This is a genomic window from Tahibacter harae, assembly GCF_024437735.1.
In the GTDB taxonomy this organism is placed as follows: Bacteria; Pseudomonadota; Gammaproteobacteria; order Xanthomonadales; family Rhodanobacteraceae; genus Tahibacter; species Tahibacter harae.
In genome coordinates this window covers 454,366-468,573 of sequence record NZ_JANFQO010000001.1, presented here as the reverse complement: position 1 = coordinate 468,573, position 14,208 = coordinate 454,366, and the positions used below count along the sequence as shown (strand labels likewise).

At 63.4% G+C, this 14,208-nt stretch carries 28 protein-coding genes; all 28 read left to right on the top strand.

The genetic code is table 11. The features are described 5' to 3' along the window. The coding region (locus NM961_RS02015; RefSeq protein ID WP_500691676.1) for an EF-Tu C-terminal domain-related protein at positions 1–280 on the top strand (280 nt) is incomplete at its 5' end. A gap of 247 nt (positions 281–527) precedes the next feature. Further along, positions 528–839: a 30S ribosomal protein S10 gene (gene rpsJ / locus NM961_RS02010; protein ID WP_255910649.1), complete on the top strand. Its 312-nt coding sequence runs from the start codon at positions 528–530 to the stop codon at positions 837–839. A gap of 33 nt (positions 840–872) precedes the next feature. Beyond that, a complete protein-coding gene (gene rplC / locus NM961_RS02005; protein ID WP_255910648.1) occupies positions 873–1,514 on the top strand; it encodes a 50S ribosomal protein L3 in 642 nt (213 codons plus the stop codon). An 11-nt stretch (positions 1,515–1,525) separates the two neighbouring features. Beyond that, positions 1,526–2,131: a 50S ribosomal protein L4 gene (gene rplD, locus NM961_RS02000; protein WP_255910647.1), complete on the top strand. Its 606-nt coding sequence runs from the start codon at positions 1,526–1,528 to the stop codon at positions 2,129–2,131. Then, positions 2,128–2,418 carry a 50S ribosomal protein L23 gene (gene rplW / locus NM961_RS01995; protein ID WP_255910645.1) on the top strand — a complete coding sequence of 97 codons (291 nt, stop codon included), beginning with the start codon at positions 2,128–2,130 and terminating at the stop codon, positions 2,416–2,418. Before rplD ends, rplW begins: the two co-directional genes overlap by 4 nt. Before the next feature lie 12 nt (positions 2,419–2,430). Then, positions 2,431–3,258 (top strand): 50S ribosomal protein L2, encoded by an 828-nt coding sequence (gene rplB / locus NM961_RS01990; RefSeq protein ID WP_255910643.1) that lies wholly within the window; start codon positions 2,431–2,433, stop codon positions 3,256–3,258. A gap of 12 nt (positions 3,259–3,270) precedes the next feature. Then, on the top strand, positions 3,271–3,549 hold the full coding sequence (rpsS, locus tag NM961_RS01985; protein WP_255910641.1) for a 30S ribosomal protein S19: 279 nt from the start codon (positions 3,271–3,273) through the stop codon (positions 3,547–3,549). Between the two features lie 11 nt (positions 3,550–3,560). Further along, a complete protein-coding gene (gene rplV, locus NM961_RS01980) occupies positions 3,561–3,896 on the top strand; it encodes a 50S ribosomal protein L22 (RefSeq protein ID WP_255910639.1) in 336 nt (111 codons plus the stop codon). 17 nt (positions 3,897–3,913) lie between these two features. Continuing rightward, on the top strand, positions 3,914–4,621 hold the full coding sequence (rpsC, locus tag NM961_RS01975) for a 30S ribosomal protein S3 (protein WP_255910637.1): 708 nt from the start codon (positions 3,914–3,916) through the stop codon (positions 4,619–4,621). A 2-nt stretch (positions 4,622–4,623) separates the two neighbouring features. Beyond that, positions 4,624–5,037: a 50S ribosomal protein L16 gene (rplP, locus tag NM961_RS01970; protein ID WP_255910636.1), complete on the top strand. Its 414-nt coding sequence runs from the start codon at positions 4,624–4,626 to the stop codon at positions 5,035–5,037. Beyond that, positions 5,037–5,222 carry a 50S ribosomal protein L29 gene (gene rpmC / locus NM961_RS01965; RefSeq protein ID WP_255910635.1) on the top strand — a complete coding sequence of 62 codons (186 nt, stop codon included), beginning with the start codon at positions 5,037–5,039 and terminating at the stop codon, positions 5,220–5,222. The genes rplP and rpmC overlap by 1 nt, the downstream gene beginning before the upstream one ends. Positions 5,223–5,233: 11 nt before the next feature. Further along, positions 5,234–5,497 (top strand): 30S ribosomal protein S17, encoded by a 264-nt coding sequence (gene rpsQ / locus NM961_RS01960; protein WP_255910634.1) that lies wholly within the window; start codon positions 5,234–5,236, stop codon positions 5,495–5,497. Between the two features lie 23 nt (positions 5,498–5,520). Then, a complete protein-coding gene (rplN, locus tag NM961_RS01955; RefSeq protein WP_255910633.1) occupies positions 5,521–5,889 on the top strand; it encodes a 50S ribosomal protein L14 in 369 nt (122 codons plus the stop codon). Between the two features lie 13 nt (positions 5,890–5,902). Then, the gene (gene rplX, locus NM961_RS01950; RefSeq protein WP_255910632.1) at positions 5,903–6,217 is read left to right on the top strand and encodes a 50S ribosomal protein L24; all 315 of its coding nucleotides are present in this window, start codon (positions 5,903–5,905) and stop codon (positions 6,215–6,217) included. Positions 6,218–6,228: 11 nt separating this feature from the next. Then, complete coding sequence (gene rplE, locus NM961_RS01945; RefSeq protein WP_255910631.1) at positions 6,229–6,768, top strand: 50S ribosomal protein L5; 540 nt, start codon at positions 6,229–6,231, stop codon at positions 6,766–6,768. An 18-nt stretch (positions 6,769–6,786) separates the two neighbouring features. Further along, a complete protein-coding gene (rpsN, locus tag NM961_RS01940; RefSeq protein WP_255910630.1) occupies positions 6,787–7,092 on the top strand; it encodes a 30S ribosomal protein S14 in 306 nt (101 codons plus the stop codon). A 42-nt stretch (positions 7,093–7,134) separates the two neighbouring features. Beyond that, entirely contained in the window at positions 7,135–7,530 is a 396-nt protein-coding gene (gene rpsH / locus NM961_RS01935) for a 30S ribosomal protein S8 (protein ID WP_255910629.1), read from the top strand. A 13-nt stretch (positions 7,531–7,543) separates the two neighbouring features. Next, the gene (gene rplF / locus NM961_RS01930; RefSeq protein WP_255910628.1) at positions 7,544–8,071 is read left to right on the top strand and encodes a 50S ribosomal protein L6; all 528 of its coding nucleotides are present in this window, start codon (positions 7,544–7,546) and stop codon (positions 8,069–8,071) included. A 53-nt stretch (positions 8,072–8,124) separates the two neighbouring features. Next, the gene (gene rplR, locus NM961_RS01925) at positions 8,125–8,484 is read left to right on the top strand and encodes a 50S ribosomal protein L18 (RefSeq protein WP_255910627.1); all 360 of its coding nucleotides are present in this window, start codon (positions 8,125–8,127) and stop codon (positions 8,482–8,484) included. Positions 8,485–8,630: 146 nt separating this feature from the next. Next, positions 8,631–9,143, top strand: coding sequence for a 30S ribosomal protein S5 (gene rpsE / locus NM961_RS01920; protein WP_255910625.1), 513 nt, complete (start codon positions 8,631–8,633; stop codon positions 9,141–9,143). Beyond that, positions 9,133–9,330, top strand: a complete 198-nt coding sequence (gene rpmD / locus NM961_RS01915; RefSeq protein ID WP_255910623.1) for a 50S ribosomal protein L30 — start codon at positions 9,133–9,135, stop codon at positions 9,328–9,330. Before rpsE ends, rpmD begins: the two co-directional genes overlap by 11 nt. 26 nt (positions 9,331–9,356) lie before the next feature. Continuing rightward, a complete protein-coding gene (rplO, locus tag NM961_RS01910) occupies positions 9,357–9,791 on the top strand; it encodes a 50S ribosomal protein L15 (protein ID WP_255910622.1) in 435 nt (144 codons plus the stop codon). Between the two features lie 4 nt (positions 9,792–9,795). Continuing rightward, on the top strand, positions 9,796–11,106 hold the full coding sequence (gene secY / locus NM961_RS01905) for a preprotein translocase subunit SecY (RefSeq protein ID WP_255910621.1): 1,311 nt from the start codon (positions 9,796–9,798) through the stop codon (positions 11,104–11,106). A 137-nt stretch (positions 11,107–11,243) separates the two neighbouring features. Beyond that, complete coding sequence (gene rpsM, locus NM961_RS01900; protein ID WP_255910620.1) at positions 11,244–11,600, top strand: 30S ribosomal protein S13; 357 nt, start codon at positions 11,244–11,246, stop codon at positions 11,598–11,600. 18 nt (positions 11,601–11,618) lie between these two features. After that, positions 11,619–12,011: a 30S ribosomal protein S11 gene (gene rpsK, locus NM961_RS01895; protein WP_255910619.1), complete on the top strand. Its 393-nt coding sequence runs from the start codon at positions 11,619–11,621 to the stop codon at positions 12,009–12,011. 11 nt (positions 12,012–12,022) lie between these two features. Continuing rightward, the gene (rpsD, locus tag NM961_RS01890) at positions 12,023–12,649 is read left to right on the top strand and encodes a 30S ribosomal protein S4 (protein ID WP_255910618.1); all 627 of its coding nucleotides are present in this window, start codon (positions 12,023–12,025) and stop codon (positions 12,647–12,649) included. An 18-nt stretch (positions 12,650–12,667) separates the two neighbouring features. Continuing rightward, positions 12,668–13,663 carry a DNA-directed RNA polymerase subunit alpha gene (locus NM961_RS01885; RefSeq protein WP_255910617.1) on the top strand — a complete coding sequence of 332 codons (996 nt, stop codon included), beginning with the start codon at positions 12,668–12,670 and terminating at the stop codon, positions 13,661–13,663. A 29-nt stretch (positions 13,664–13,692) separates the two neighbouring features. Further along, a complete protein-coding gene (gene rplQ, locus NM961_RS01880; protein WP_255910616.1) occupies positions 13,693–14,076 on the top strand; it encodes a 50S ribosomal protein L17 in 384 nt (127 codons plus the stop codon). Positions 14,077–14,208: the final 132 nt, after the last annotated feature.

Here is a 14,208-nt window from a genome sequence, read left to right as displayed (position 1 = left end):
CACGAAGTTCGAGGCCGAGGTGTACGTGCTGTCGAAGGAAGAAGGCGGCCGTCACACGCCGTTCTTCAAGGGTTATCGTCCGCAGTTCTACTTCCGCACGACGGACGTGACGGGCAATGTGGAACTGCCGGAAGGCGTCGAGATGGTGATGCCGGGCGACAACATCAAGATGGTGGTGACGCTGATCGCCCCGATCGCGATGGAAGAAGGCCTGCGCTTCGCGATCCGTGAAGGCGGCCGCACCGTCGGCGCCGGCGTCGTCGCCAAGATCTTCGCCTAAGCAATACAGCGGTATTTGCCGCTCCCCGATGGGGGGGCGGCCCCTACAGCGAAAAGAGGCACAGGATGTGCCTCGTGTTCGCCAGACACGGAGTCGTCGCGTATCGAGCCCGCTTGACGGGCGCCTGTGCGCGTACTACACTTTCATGTCTGGGCGGACCAGTTTTGCAACTGGTCCGCCCGATTTTTTGGGGAACGGCACATGAAGTTGCCGTCTCCCGTCGCTCTTTTAACTAAGGATTTCGGCCATGGCGGACCAAAAGATCCGTATTCGACTGAAGGCATTCGATCACCGACTGATCGATCGCTCCGCGAGTGAGATCGTGGAGACTGCGAAGCGTACCGGCGCCCAGGTGCGCGGTCCCATTCCGCTGCCGACCAAGATCGAGCGTTACACCGTGCTGGTTTCGCCGCACGTCGACAAGGACGCGCGTGACCAGTACGAGACGCGCACCCACAAGCGCGTGCTGGATATTGTCGATCCCAATGACAAGACCGTGGATGCCCTGATGAAGCTCGACCTCGCCGCCGGCGTGGACGTGCAGATCAAGCTTTACTGAGTCCGGGCGTAACACAGGCAACAGGACACGAACATGAGTATCGGATTGGTTGGCCGCAAGTGCGGCATGAGCCGAGTCTTCACCGAAGATGGTCGCTCGATTCCGGTGACCCTGATCGAGGCGACGCCGAACCGCGTCACCCAGATCAAGACGGTCGAGAACGACGGTTACAACGCGGTGCAGGTCACGGCAGGTAGCAAGCGCGCCTCGCTGGTGACGAAGCCGCTGGCAGGTCATTACGCCAAGGCCAAGGTCGAAGCCGGCCGCGGTCTGTGGGAATTCCGCGTCGACGCCGCCGAGATCGGTGGTTTCAGCGTCGGCGGCGAAGTGAAGGCCGACGAGGTCTTCAAGGTCGGTCAGAAGATCGACGTGCAGGGTGTCAGCAAGGGCAAGGGCTTCCAGGGCACGATCAAGCGCTGGAACTTCACCATGGGCGACGCCAGCCACGGTAACTCGCTGTCGCATCGTGCGCCGGGCTCCATCGGTCAGCGCCAGACGCCGGGCCGCGTGTTCCCGGGCAAGAAGATGTCCGGCCACATGGGCAACGTCACCCGCTCGGCCATGAACCTCGAAGTCGTGCAGATCGACGCCGAACGTCACCTGATCGCCGTCAAGGGCGCGGTGCCGGGCGCGACGGGCGGCGACGTCATCATCCGCGCGGCCGCCAAGGCCTGAGGAGCGACGCCATGGAACTCAATGTAATCGGCGCCTCGCCGCTGAATGTTTCCGAAGCCGTTTTCGGCAAAGAATTCCGCGGTGATCTGGTGCACCAGGTCGTCACGGCCTATCGCAATGCCGGCCGTGCAGGCACGAAGGCGCAGCTGTCGCGCTCGGAAGTGTCCGGCACCACCAAGAAGTTCAAGAAGCAGAAGGGCGGCGGCGCCCGTCACGGCGACTACCGCGCCCCGATCTTCGTCGGCGGCGGTGTCGCGTTCGCTGCCAAGCCGCGCGACTTCTCGCAGAAGGTCAACAAGAAGATGTTCCGCGGTGCGCTCGCCTCGATCCTGTCCGAGCTGATCCGCCAGGATCGCCTGAAGGTCGTGGCCGAGTTCGACGTCGACGCTCCCAAGACCAAGGGCCTGGTGGCCAAGCTCGGTGAAATGAACTTCACCGGCAAGACCATCATCGTCAGCGAGAACGTGAGCGAGAACCTGTATCTCGCCGCGCGCAACAACCACAAGGTGCTCGAAGTCGTCGACACCAACGCACTGAATCCGGTCGCCCTGGTGCGCGCCGACCACGTCGTTGTGACGGTCGATGCGGTGAAGAAGATCGAGGAGTGGCTGGCATGAACGAGCGTCTCCTGAACGTGATCCGCGCCCCGCGCGTGTCTGAAAAGACGGCGCGCCTGGCCGCTCACAGCCAGTATGTGTTTGAAGTCGCGTCGACCGCGACCAAAGCCGACGTGAAGGCCGCTATCGAGCAGCTGTTCAACGTCAAAGTCGAGGCGGTCAATGTGGTCAATGCCAAGGGCAAGACCAAGACCTTCCGTTTCCGCTCGGGCCGTCGTTCGGACCAGCGCAAGGCCTATGTGCGCCTTGCCGAAGGTCAGAGCATCGACGTGACGGCCACGGCCTAAGGTGGGACACCCATGGCACTGATTGATTACAAGCCGACTTCTGCTGGACGCCGCGCAATGGTCCGCGTGGTGACGCCGGGCCTGCACAAGGGCTCGCCGTACGCCGCCCTTACCGAAGCGCAGAACAAGACCGGCGGCCGCAACAACAACGGCCGCATCACCACCCGTCACAAGGGCGGTGGCTCCAAGCAGCACTACCGCATCATCGACTTCAAGCGCGACAAGGAAGGCATCCCCGCCCGCGTCGAGCGCCTGGAATACGATCCGAACCGCACCGCGCACATCGCGCTGCTGTGCTATGCCGACGGCGAGCGCCGCTACATCATCGCCCCCAAGGGCGTGAAGGAAGGCGACCAGCTCATGGCCGGCCGCGACGCGCCGATCAAGGTCGGCAACGCGCTGCCGCTGCGCAACATCCCGGTCGGTTCGACCGTGCACTGCATCGAAATGAAGCCGGGCAAGGGCGCCCAGATCGCTCGCGCCGCCGGCGGTTCGGCCCAGCTGGTCGCGCGTGAAGGCGGTTACGCCACGCTGCGTCTGCGCTCGGGTGAAATGCGCAAGGTTCCGGCTGACTGCACCGCCACCCTCGGCGAAGTCGGCAACTCGGAACACAACCTGGAAAACATCGGCAAGGCCGGTGCGCAGCGTTGGCGCGGCGTTCGTCCCACCGTCCGCGGTGCGGCCATGAACCCGGTCGACCATCCGCACGGTGGTGGTGAGGCCCGCGCCGGCCAGGGTAACCCGCATCCGGTTTCGCCCTGGGGCATGCCGACCAAGGGTTACAAGACGCGCAAGAACAAGCGCACTTCCCAGTTCATCGTGCGCGATCGTCGCGGCTGATAGGTACTTATCATGGCTCGTTCACTGAAGAAAGGCCCGTTCATCGACCTGCACCTGCAAAAGAAGGTGGAGGCCGCTGTAGCCGCCAACAACAAGCGCCCGATCAAGACCTGGTCGCGCCGTTCGATGATCCTGCCGGAGATGGTCGGTCTCACGATCGCCGTCCACAACGGCAAGGCCCACATCCCGGTGCTGGTCAACGAAAACATGGTCGGCCACAAGCTCGGCGAGTTCGCCATGACCCGTACCTTCAAGGGTCATTCCGGCGACAAGAAAGCCGATAAGAAGTAAGGGACACTGCGATGGAAACCAAAGCAATACTGCGCGGTGCGCGCATTTCGCCGCAGAAGGTCCGCCTGGTCGCTGACCAGGTCCGTGGCTTGGCCGTCGACCGCGCCACCAATCTGCTGACGTTCAGCGACAAGAAGGCCGCACACCTGGTGAAGAAGGTGCTGCTGTCGGCTATCGCCAACGCCGAGAACAATGACGGCGCCGACGTCGACGAACTGAAGGTCGCCAAGATCTTCGTCGATGAAGGCCCGACCCTGAAGCGTTTCGCCGCCCGCGCCAAGGGCCGTGGTACGCGCATCATCAAGCGGACCAGCCACATCACCGTGGTTGTCGGTACCGGCAGCTAAGCGAAGGACTTAGAACGATGGGTCACAAAGTTCATCCTACCGGTATCCGCCTTGGCATCGCCAAGGAGTGGAACTCCAAGTGGTATGCCAACAAGCGCGATTTCGCCGGCTATCTGGCCGCCGATCTCAAGGTGCGCGAGGTTCTGAAGAAGAAGCTCGCCCAGGCCGGCATCAGCAAGATCCTGATTGAGCGCCCGGCCAAGACCGCGCGCGTGACGATCCACACCGCCCGTCCGGGCGTGGTGATCGGCAAGAAGGGCGAGGACATCGAGAAGCTGCGCAAGGAAGTCTCGACGATCATGGGCGTTCCCGCCCATATCAACGTGACCGAAGTGCGCAAGCCCGAACTCGACGCCCAGCTCGTCGCCGAATCGATCGCGCAGCAGCTGGAGCGCCGCATCATGTTCCGCCGCGCCATGAAGCGCGCCGTGCAGAACGCGATGCGCATTGGCGCCCTCGGCATCAAGGTCAACGTCGCCGGCCGTCTGAACGGTGCGGAAATCGCCCGTTCCGAGTGGTATCGCGAAGGTCGTGTGCCGCTGCACACCCTGCGCGCCGACATCGACTATGGCTTCGCGGAAGCGACCACCACCTACGGCATCATCGGCATCAAGGTGTGGGTCTACAAGGGCGAGATCTTCGACTTGGCTCAGGCTGCGGAAGCGGCCAAGGCCGAAGCGAATGAAGAGCGTCCGCAGCGCCGCGCGCCGAAGCAAGGAGCCTGATCATGTTGCAACCCAAGCGAACCAAGTACCGCAAGGTATTCAAGGGCCGCAACGAAGGCCTGAGCTTCGTCGCCAACAAGGTGAGCTTCGGCCAGTTCGGCCTGAAGTCCACCGAGTTCGGCCAGCTGACCTCGCGTCAGATCGAAGCCGCCCGTCGCTGCATCACCCGTTTCGTCAAGCGCGGCGGCAAGCTGTGGATCCGCGTGTTCCCGGACAAGCCCATCACCAAGAAGCCCATCGAAGTCCGAATGGGTGCCGGTAAGGGCAACGTCGAATACTGGGTCGCCCCGATCCAGCCCGGCCGCATGCTGTATGAGATCGAAGGCGTCGATGAAGCCGCCGCACGCGAAGCGTTCCGCCTCGCTGCCGCCAAGCTTTCGGTCAAGACTCAATTCGTGACCCGGACGGTGCTGTGATGGAACTCAAGGAACTTCGTACCAAGTCCGCGCAGGAACTCACCGCCCATATCGGCGAACTGCGCAATGAGCAGTTCAAGCTGCGTATGCAAAAGGGCTCCGGCCAGCTGACCCAGACGCACGAGATCAAGCGCGTTCGTCGCGAGATCGCGACGGTCAAGATGCTGCTCGGCCAGATGAAGTAAGGACCGACGCCATGACCGACAATCAGAAGACCGTCCGCACCATCCAGGGGCGCGTGGTCAGCAACAAGATGAACAAGACGGTGACCGTGCTGGTCGAGCGCCAGGTGCAGCACGAGCTGTACGGCAAGATCATCCGTCGCTCCACCAAGTATCACGCCCACGACGAGAAGAGCGAGTGTCAGGAAGGCGACGTCGTCCGCATCCAGGAATGCGCGCCGCTGTCCAAGACCAAGAACTTCCGCGTGGTCGAGATCGTCACCCGCGCTGCGCAGTAAGACAGGTCTGAGGAGAAACAACCATGATTCAGATGCAGACCTATCTCGCCGCCGCCGATAACTCGGGTGCGCGAGAACTGATGTGTATCAAGGTGCTCGGCGGTTCCAAGCGCCGCTACGCCGCGATCGGCGACATCATCAAGGTCACGGTCAAGGACGCGATTCCCCGTGGCAAGGTGAAGAAGGGCGAGGTCTATGACGCAGTCGTCGTGCGCACCAAGAAGGGTGTGCGCCGCGCCGACGGCTCGCTGATCCGCTTCGACGGCAACGCCGCCGTGCTGCTCAACAACAAGCTCGAGCCGATCGGCACGCGCATCTTCGGACCGGTCACGCGCGAACTGCGCGGCGAGAAGTTCATGAAGATCGTGTCGCTCGCGCCCGAAGTGCTGTAACGGGGTTTACGCCATGAATCGTATTCGCAAGGGTGATCGCGTCATCGTGACCACCGGCAAGAACAAGGGTCAGACGGGCGAAGTGCTGCGCATCGCGGATGACCGCGTCGTGGTCGCCGGCTTGAATCTGATCAAGCGCCACACCAAGCCGAACCCCCAGGCCAACCAGCCCGGCGGCATCGTCGAGCGTGAGGCCTCCATCCATAATTCCAACGTGCTGCTGGTCAATCCGGCGACGGGCAAGGGCGAACGCATCGGCTACAAAGTCCTCGAGGACGGCCGCAAGGTGCGTGTGTTCAAGAAGTCCGGCGAAATGGTTGACGCCTGAGGAAAGCCGCAATGACCCGCCTTGAAAAACACTACAAAGATGTCGTCGTGCCCAAGCTGATGCAGCGCTTCGGCTACGCCAACGTCATGCAGGTGCCTCGTCTGACCAAGATCACGCTCAACATGGGCGTGGGCGAAGCGGTCGGCAACAAGAAGGTGCTTGAGAACGCGCTGGACGACATGACCAAGATCGCTGGCCAGAAGCCGGTCACGACCAAGGCGCGCGTGTCGGTCGCCTCGTTCAAGATCCGCGAAGGCTGGCCCATCGGCTGCAAGGTCACCCTGCGCCGCGCCCACATGTTCGAGTTCCTGGACCGCCTGATCAGCGTCGCGCTGCCGCGCGTGCGCGACTTCCGCGGCGTGTCCGGCCGCGCCTTCGACGGCCGCGGCAACTACAACATGGGCGTCAAGGAACAGATCATCTTCCCGGAAATCGATTTCGACCAGGTCGACGCCATGCGCGGCATGGACATCTCGATCGCGACCACCGCGAAGTCCGACGAAGAAGCCCGTGCCCTGCTGGAAGCTTTCAGCTTCCCGTTCCGCAACTGATTTCGCGAGGATTCTGTAATGGCTAAGACCTGCATGGTGAATCGCGAAGTCAAGCGCGAGAAGCTGGCCAAGAAGCACGCCACCAAGCGCGCCGAGCTGAAGAAGATCGTCAGCAGCGTGAACGCTTCCTACGAAGAAAAGATGGAAGCGGCCGCCAAGCTGCAGAAGCTGCCGCGCGACTCCAGTCCGTCGCGTCAGCGCAACCGTTGTGAACAGACCGGCCGCAGCCGCGGCGTCTACCGCAAGTTCGGCCTCGGCCGCAACAAGCTGCGTGAGGCGACCATGCGTGGCGACGTGCCCGGCCTGCGCAAGGCCAGCTGGTAAAATTCCAGCGGATATCGGTGCTAACTTAAGGATTCACTACACATGAGCATGACTGATCCCATCGCCGACATGTTCACCCGCATTCGCAATGCCCAGCTCACGGGCAAGGCGACGGTGCGCATGCCGTCCTCCAAGATCAAGCTGGCCCTGGCCAAGCTGCTGAAGGATGAAGGCTATATCCGCGACGCCCAGGTCAACAGCGTCGACGGCAAGCCGGAACTCGAAATCGCCCTGAAGTACTACGAGGGCAAGCCGGTGATCGAGCGTCTGGAGCGCGTGTCGCGTTCCGGCCTGCGCGTGTACCGCGGCAAGGACGCGCTGCCCAAGGTTCTGGGCGGTCTGGGCATCTCCATCGTTTCGACGTCCAGCGGCGTCATGACCGATGCGCAGGCACGGGCCAAGGGCCTGGGCGGCGAAGTCATCGGCCTGGTCGCCTAATAGGAGATAGCCAATGTCCCGCGTAGCAAAACTGCCGATCGCCCTGCCGAAGGGCGTGGAATGCCAGGTGGCCGCCGACGGCGTCACCGTCAAGGGCCCCAAGGGCACGCTGAAGTCCGTCGCCTTCCCGGGCGTCGAGATCGCCGTCAACGGCGGCGAGCTGTCCTGCAAGCCGGTCGCCATCGCCGATGACAAGCTGGCCGGCACCGCCCGCGCCGTGCTGAACAACATGGTGAAGGGCGTCAGCGAAGGTTACGTCCGCAAGCTCGAACTGGTCGGCGTGGGTTACCGTGCCGCCATGCAGGGCAAGGATCTGAGCCTGACCCTCGGCTTCTCCCATCCGGTCGTGTTCAAGGCGCCGGAAGGCGTTGCTCTGGAAACCCCGAGCCAGACCGAAATCCTGATCAAGGGCGCCGACAAGCAGGCCGTTGGCCAGGCTGCCGCCAAGATCCGTGGTTTCCGTCCGCCGGAGCCCTACAAGGGCAAGGGCGTGCGCTATTCCGGCGAGAAGATCACCCTGAAGGAAGCCAAGAAGGCCTAATGCGTGCAAGCCCGGTGACCGCCGGGCTTCGCCATACCCTTCAGCTTCGGAGAATGACGATGGAAAAGAAGATTTCCCGCCTGCGCCGCGCCAAGTCCACGCGCGCCCGCATCCGCATCCTGGCGGTTCCCCGTCTGACCGTGCACCGCACGGGCCAGCATATCTACGCCCAGGTCATCGCCGCTTCCGGCGACAAGGTGATCGCGGCGGCCTCGACCCTGCAGGATTCGGTTGCCGAAGGCCTCAAGGGCACCAAGAACAAGACGGCTGCGGCCGCGGTCGGCAAGGCTGTCGCCGAACGCGCCCTCGCCGCCGGCATCGAATCGGTCGCGTTCGACCGTTCGGGCTTCCGCTATCACGGTCGCATCCAAGCCCTGGCCGATGCTGCCCGCGAAGCCGGCCTGAAGTTCTAAGCACCACCACGGCGCGGCGGGACTTGGGAATCGGACAGACGTCCTCAGTTCGGTTCCCGCTCGTCGCCCGGCAGTTCCACCACAACTCCAAGCGGCCCAGGCCGTAAGCAACGTGTCCCGCCAGACCGGGACCACCAAGGTGCACTATGTCCTCCAATGAACGTGAAAATAGCGACGGCATGCTGGAGAAGCTGATCGCCGTGAACCGCGTGGCCAAGACGGTCAAGGGCGGTCGGCAGATGAGCTTCACCGCGCTGACCGTCGTCGGTGACGGCGATGGCAAGGTCGGCTTCGGTTATGGCAAGGCGCGCGAAGTGCCGGTCGCCATCCAGAAGGCGATGGAACGCGCGCGTCGCAACATGACGAGCGTCAAGCTCAACGAAGGCACGCTGTGGCACGCCGTCAAGGCCAACCACGGTGCGGCCAAGGTGTTCATGCAGCCGGCTTCGGCCGGTACCGGCGTGATCGCCGGCGGCGCCATGCGCGCCGTGCTGGAAGTGGTCGGCGTGAAGAACGTTCTGGCCAAGGCCGTGGGTTCGCGCAACCCCATCAATCTGGTGCGTGCGACGATCAAGGGCCTGGCGGCTATGGCCTCGCCGGATCGCATCGCCGCCAAGCGTGGCAAGAGCGTTGCTGAGGTGACTGGTCATGGCGAATAACAACGAAAAGACCGTGCGCGTGCGCCTGGTCAAAGGTCTGCGCGGCGTGCAGGCGCGTCACCGTCTGAGCGTCAAGGCCCTGGGCCTGAACAAGCTCAACGACGTGCGCGACCTCAAGGACAGCCCGCAAGTGCGCGGCCTCATCAACACGGTCTACTACCTGGTAGCCGTGGAAGACCAGGCCTGAGCCCTCTAGGAATTTCGGAGTACATCATGCGTCTCAATACGCTCAAGCCTGCAGACGGCGCCCGCAAGGAGCGCGTCCGCGTCGGTCGCGGTATCGGTTCCGGCCTCGGCAAGACTGCCGGCCGTGGTCACAAGGGTCAGTACGCCCGCACCGGCAAAGGCAAGGTCAAGGCCGGTTTCGAAGGCGGCCAGATGCCGCTGCAGCGCCGTCTGCCCAAGGTCGGTTTCCGTTCCAAGACCGCCCATGAAGTCAGCGAAGTCCTGCTGTACAAGCTGGACTCGCTCAACGTCGACGTGATCGATTTCGACGTGCTGCGCGCCGCCGGCCTGGTCGAGGCCCGCGCCAAGCATGCCAAGATCGTGAAGAAGGGCGACATCAAGCGCGCGGTCAAGCTGAAGGGCGTGGCCGCTACGGCCGGCGCCAAGGCCGCGATCGAGGCAGCCGGCGGCAGCTTGGAGTAAGTCCATGGCAGCAAACCAGGCCAATGCGCTCGCTTCGCTCGGCAAGTTTGACGAGATCAAGCGGCGCATCCTGTTTGTCATTGGTGCGTTGATCGTCTATCGCCTCGGCACCTTCATCCCGGTGCCGGGCGTCAACCCCGAGGCCATGTCCCGTCTGATCGAGGGGCAGGGGGGGATCATCGACATGTTCAACATGTTCTCCGGTGGTGCACTGGAGCGCATGTCGATCTTCGCCTTGAACGTGGTGCCGTATATCTCGGCCTCGATCATCGTGCAGCTGTTCACCACCGTGGTTCCCAGCCTGGCGCAGCTGCGCAAGGAAGGCGAATCCGGCCGTCGTACGATCACCAAGTACACCCGCTACGGCGCGGTGGCCCTGGCGGCCTTCCAGGCTTTCGGCGTGTCGTTCGCGCTGTCGGGCCAGGCGGGCGTGGTCTACAACCCGGGTCCGGGCTTCATCTTCGCTGCTGTGGTCGGCCTGACCGCCGGCACCATGTTCCTGATGTGGCTGGGTGAGCAGATCACAGAGCGCGGCATCGGCAACGGCATCTCGCTGCTGATCTTCGCCGGCATCGTCGCCGGCCTGCCCGGCGCGGTCGTGCATACGCTGAACATGGCCCGCGAAGGCCAGCTCAATCCGCTGATGGTGATTACCGTGCTGGCCATCGTGCTGCTGGTGACCGCCTTCGTGGTGTTCGTCGAACGCGGCCAGCGCCGCATCACGGTGAACTACGCGCGGCGCATGGGCGGTGCCAAGGCCTACATGAACCAGAGTTCGCACCTGCCGCTGAAGCTGAACATGGCGGGCGTGATCCCGGCCATCTTCGCTTCCTCGCTGATCATGTTTCCGGCCACGGCCGCGACCTGGTTCAGCAAGTCCGGTGAAGTCCGCTGGCTGCAGGTTCTGACCACCGGCCTGACCCCGGGCCAGCCGGTCTACATGCTGGTGTTCGCCGCGCTGATCGTGATTTTCGCGTTCTTCTATACCGCGCTGGTGTTCAACTCGCAGGAAACCGCGGACAACCTGAAGAAGCAGGGCGCGCTGATTCCGGGCATCCGTCCGGGCAAGTCCACCGCCGATTACATCGACGGCGTGCTGACCCGCCTGACCGCTGCCGGTGCGATCTACCTGGTCGCGGTCTGCCTGATCCCGGACATCCTGCGCAATGCCTGGAATGTGCCGTTCTACTTCGGTGGTACGTCGCTGCTGATCGTGGTCGTCGTGGTGATGGATTTCACCGCGCAGGTCCAGGCCCATCTGGTCTCGCACCAGTACGGCAGTCTGTTGAAGAAATCGAACCTGCGCGGCCGTTGAGCCGCGCGGTTCCCCCGCACAGGACGGGGTACAGGAGTTACCTCGGAGCTTGCTCCGTGGCGGGATTTGTCAAATCCCGCGAACCAGGGTACAATTTTCAGTTCACTGCGCTTTAAGCCCGTTTCGGAGAGATTTACATGGCGCGCATTGCAGGTGTCAACCTGCCGGTCCACAAGCATGTGTGGGTCGGTTTGCAGAGTATTTACGGTATCGGCCGCTCCCGGTCGAAGAAAGTTTGCGAGCTTGCCGGCGTCAAATCGACCAGCAAGATCAAGGACCTGACCGAGGCGGAAGTCGAAAAGCTGCGCCATGAGATCGCCAAGTTCACGGTCGAGGGCGATCTTCGCCGCGAAGTGGGCATGAGCATCAAGCGCCTGATCGACCTGGGCTGCTACCGCGGCCTGCGCCATCGTCGCGGTCTGCCGGTGCGCGGCCAGCGTACCCGCACCAACGCTCGCACCCGCAAGGGTCCGCGGCGCGCGATCAAGAAGTAATGGATTCGGACAGAACTCATGAATAAGCCGGCAGCTGCCAAGACCAAGAAGAAGATCAAGCGCGTCGTTACGGACGGCATCGTCCACGTGCAGGCCTCCTTCAACAACACCGTCATCACCATCACCGACCGCCAGGGCAATGCACTGTCCTGGGCGACCTCCGGTGGCGCCGGCTTCCGCGGCTCGCGCAAATCGACCCCGTTCGCCGCCCAGGTCGCCGCCGAAAAGGCCGGCCGCGCCGCGCTGGACTACGGTCTGAAGACCCTGGAAGTGCGCATCAAGGGCCCGGGCCCGGGCCGTGAGTCCGCCGTCCGCTCGCTCAATGCGCTCGGCTACAAGGTCACCAACATCATCGACGTCACGCCGATTCCGCATAACGGCTGCCGTCCGCCCAAGCGTCGCCGCGTGTAAGGAGCTCCGACATGGCACGTTATATCGGTCCCACCTGCAAGCTGGCGCGCCGCGAAGGCGCCGACCTGAGCCTCAAGAGCCCGGCCCGCGCGGTCGATTCCAAGTGCAAGCTGGAGCAGAAGCCTGGCCAGCACGGCGCGGCCCGCAAGGGCAAGCTGTCCGACTACGCGGTGCAGCTGCGTGAGAAGCAGAAGGTCAAGCGCATCTACGGCCTGCTGGAACGCCAGTTCCGCAGCTACTACGCCAAGGCTTCGCGCAAGAAAGGCAATACCGGCGAATCGCTGCTGCAGATGCTGGAACAGCGTCTGGACAACGTCGTCTACCGCATGGGCTTCGCGGTCACCCGCACCCAGGCCCGTCAGCTCGTTTCGCACAAGGCGATCGAAGTCAACGGCAAGAAGGTCAACCTGGCCTCCTTCCAGGTCCGCGCCGGCGACCAGATCACCGTCACCGAGAACTCGCGCAACCAGCTGCGTATCCAGGAAGCCCTGACCCTCTCGCAGGAGATGGATCTGGCGCCGAACTGGGTCGAAGTTGATGCGAAGAAGTTCAGCGGCCTGTTCAAATCGGTGCCGGAGCGCTCGGATCTGCCGTCCGACATCAACGAAGCGCTGATCGTCGAACTTTATTCGAAGTAATCCTGGAGAGTCGGGTACATGGCCCATTCGTCTACCACCGTTTTGCGCGCCCGCGGCATTGGCGTGGAGCGCGTCGGCGCCAATCGCGCCAAGGTGATCGTCGAGCCGCTGGAGCGCGGTTTCGGCCACACGCTCGGCAACGCTCTGCGCCGCGTGCTGCTGTCGTCCATTCCGGGCGCAGCCATCACGGAAGTAGAGATCGATGGCGTGCTGCACGAGTACACCACGCTGGAAGGTCTGCAGGAGGACGTGATCGAAGTCCTGCTCAACCTGAAGGACGTCGCCATCCGCATGCACGGCCAGGATGAGGCTACCCTCAGCCTGTCGCGCAAGGGCAAGGGCGTGGTCACCGCTGGCGACATCAAGGTCGATCACAACGTCGAGATCGTGAATCCCGACCACGTGATCTGCCACCTGACCAAGGACATCGCGCTCAACATGCGGCTGAAGATCGTCCGCGGCGTCGGCTACCAGCCGGCCACCGCGCGTCGTCTGCCGGAAGAAGAGACCCGTCCGATCGGCCGTCTGCAGCTGGACGCCTCGTTCTGCCCGGTGCGCCGCGTGGCGTACGAAGTCGACGCCGCCCGCGTCGAACAGCGTACCGACCTGGACAAGCTGGTGCTCGATGTCGAGACCAACGGCACCATCGACGCCGAAGATGCCGTGCGCAAGGCCGCCGAGATCGTGCAGGACCAGCTCTCGGTGTTCGGCGACTTCACCCGCCGTGAAAGCGCCGACACCAAGGCGGAGAAGGGCGGAGTCGATCCGCTCCTGCTGCGCCCGATCGACGATCTGGAACTGACCGTGCGTTCGGCCAACTGCCTCAAGGCCGAGAGCATCTACTACATCGGCGACCTGGTGCAGAAGACGGAAGTCGAGCTGCTCAAGACGCCGAACCTGGGCAAGAAGTCGCTCACCGAGATCAAGGACGTGCTGGGTGCGCGTGGCTTGTCGCTCGGCATGAAGCTAGAGAACTGGCCGCCGATGGGTCTGACCCACGGCATGATGGGCTGATCCGCTGCGGATCACGAAGGAAACACACCATGCGTCACATGAAATCGGGCCGCAAGCTCAACCGGACCAGCAGCCACCGCGAAGCGATGTTCAAGAACATGGCTTCGTCGCTGTTCAAGCACGAGCTGATCAAGACCACCCTGCCCAAGGCCAAGGAACTGCGTCGCGTGGCCGAGCCGCTGATCACGCTGGCCAAGACCGACGGCGTCGCCAATCGCCGCCTGGCCTTCGCGCGTCTGCGTGACAAGGTCGCGGTGGGCAAGCTGTTCGTCGACCTGGGCCCGCGTTACCGCGAGCGCAAGGGCGGCTACCTGCGCATCCTCAAGTGCGGTTTCCGCGCCGGCGACAACGCGCCGATGGCCTATGTCGAACTCGTCGACCGTCCGGTCGTGAGCGCCGAATCGGCCGAGTAATCGCGCTGCATCACTGTTGATCGCAAAGCCCGGGCCGGCGACGGTCCGGGCTTTGTCGTTTCTGCCGCGGCAATGCGTTTGTGGGCACCGCCCGGCGGCAGTGGCGGCGAGAAGATTCCGCCTCGTTCCGGC

Bases quoted from the DNA above. Each gene is read 5' to 3' on its own strand.
- rpmD (WP_255910623.1), top strand. From the start codon at position 9,133: ATGGCGAATAACAACGAAAAGACCGTGCGCGTGCGCCTGGTCAAAGGT.
- rplP (WP_255910636.1), top strand. From the start codon at position 4,624: ATGTTGCAACCCAAGCGAACCAAGTACCGCAAGGTATTCAAGGGCCGC.
- secY (WP_255910621.1), top strand. From the start codon at position 9,796: ATGGCAGCAAACCAGGCCAATGCGCTCGCTTCGCTCGGCAAGTTTGAC.
- rpsN (WP_255910630.1), top strand. From the start codon at position 6,787: ATGGCTAAGACCTGCATGGTGAATCGCGAAGTCAAGCGCGAGAAGCTG.
- rplO (WP_255910622.1), top strand. From the start codon at position 9,357: ATGCGTCTCAATACGCTCAAGCCTGCAGACGGCGCCCGCAAGGAGCGC.
- rplE (WP_255910631.1), top strand. From the start codon at position 6,229: ATGACCCGCCTTGAAAAACACTACAAAGATGTCGTCGTGCCCAAGCTG.
- rplV (WP_255910639.1), top strand. From the start codon at position 3,561: ATGGAAACCAAAGCAATACTGCGCGGTGCGCGCATTTCGCCGCAGAAG.
- rplQ (WP_255910616.1), top strand. From the start codon at position 13,693: ATGCGTCACATGAAATCGGGCCGCAAGCTCAACCGGACCAGCAGCCAC.
- NM961_RS01885 (WP_255910617.1), top strand. From the start codon at position 12,668: ATGGCCCATTCGTCTACCACCGTTTTGCGCGCCCGCGGCATTGGCGTG.
- rpsC (WP_255910637.1), top strand. From the start codon at position 3,914: ATGGGTCACAAAGTTCATCCTACCGGTATCCGCCTTGGCATCGCCAAG.
- rpsS (WP_255910641.1), top strand. From the start codon at position 3,271: ATGGCTCGTTCACTGAAGAAAGGCCCGTTCATCGACCTGCACCTGCAA.
- rplR (WP_255910627.1), top strand. From the start codon at position 8,125: ATGACGATGGAAAAGAAGATTTCCCGCCTGCGCCGCGCCAAGTCCACG.
- rplB (WP_255910643.1), top strand. From the start codon at position 2,431: ATGGCACTGATTGATTACAAGCCGACTTCTGCTGGACGCCGCGCAATG.
- rpsE (WP_255910625.1), top strand. From the start codon at position 8,631: ATGTCCTCCAATGAACGTGAAAATAGCGACGGCATGCTGGAGAAGCTG.
- rpsH (WP_255910629.1), top strand. From the start codon at position 7,135: ATGAGCATGACTGATCCCATCGCCGACATGTTCACCCGCATTCGCAAT.
- rpsK (WP_255910619.1), top strand. From the start codon at position 11,619: ATGAATAAGCCGGCAGCTGCCAAGACCAAGAAGAAGATCAAGCGCGTC.
- rpsQ (WP_255910634.1), top strand. From the start codon at position 5,234: ATGACCGACAATCAGAAGACCGTCCGCACCATCCAGGGGCGCGTGGTC.
- rplW (WP_255910645.1), top strand. From the start codon at position 2,128: ATGAACGAGCGTCTCCTGAACGTGATCCGCGCCCCGCGCGTGTCTGAA.
- rplX (WP_255910632.1), top strand. From the start codon at position 5,903: ATGAATCGTATTCGCAAGGGTGATCGCGTCATCGTGACCACCGGCAAG.
- rpmC (WP_255910635.1), top strand. From the start codon at position 5,037: ATGGAACTCAAGGAACTTCGTACCAAGTCCGCGCAGGAACTCACCGCC.
- rpsJ (WP_255910649.1), top strand. From the start codon at position 528: ATGGCGGACCAAAAGATCCGTATTCGACTGAAGGCATTCGATCACCGA.
- rplF (WP_255910628.1), top strand. From the start codon at position 7,544: ATGTCCCGCGTAGCAAAACTGCCGATCGCCCTGCCGAAGGGCGTGGAA.
- rplC (WP_255910648.1), top strand. From the start codon at position 873: ATGAGTATCGGATTGGTTGGCCGCAAGTGCGGCATGAGCCGAGTCTTC.
- rpsM (WP_255910620.1), top strand. From the start codon at position 11,244: ATGGCGCGCATTGCAGGTGTCAACCTGCCGGTCCACAAGCATGTGTGG.
- rplN (WP_255910633.1), top strand. From the start codon at position 5,521: ATGATTCAGATGCAGACCTATCTCGCCGCCGCCGATAACTCGGGTGCG.
- rplD (WP_255910647.1), top strand. From the start codon at position 1,526: ATGGAACTCAATGTAATCGGCGCCTCGCCGCTGAATGTTTCCGAAGCC.
- rpsD (WP_255910618.1), top strand. From the start codon at position 12,023: ATGGCACGTTATATCGGTCCCACCTGCAAGCTGGCGCGCCGCGAAGGC.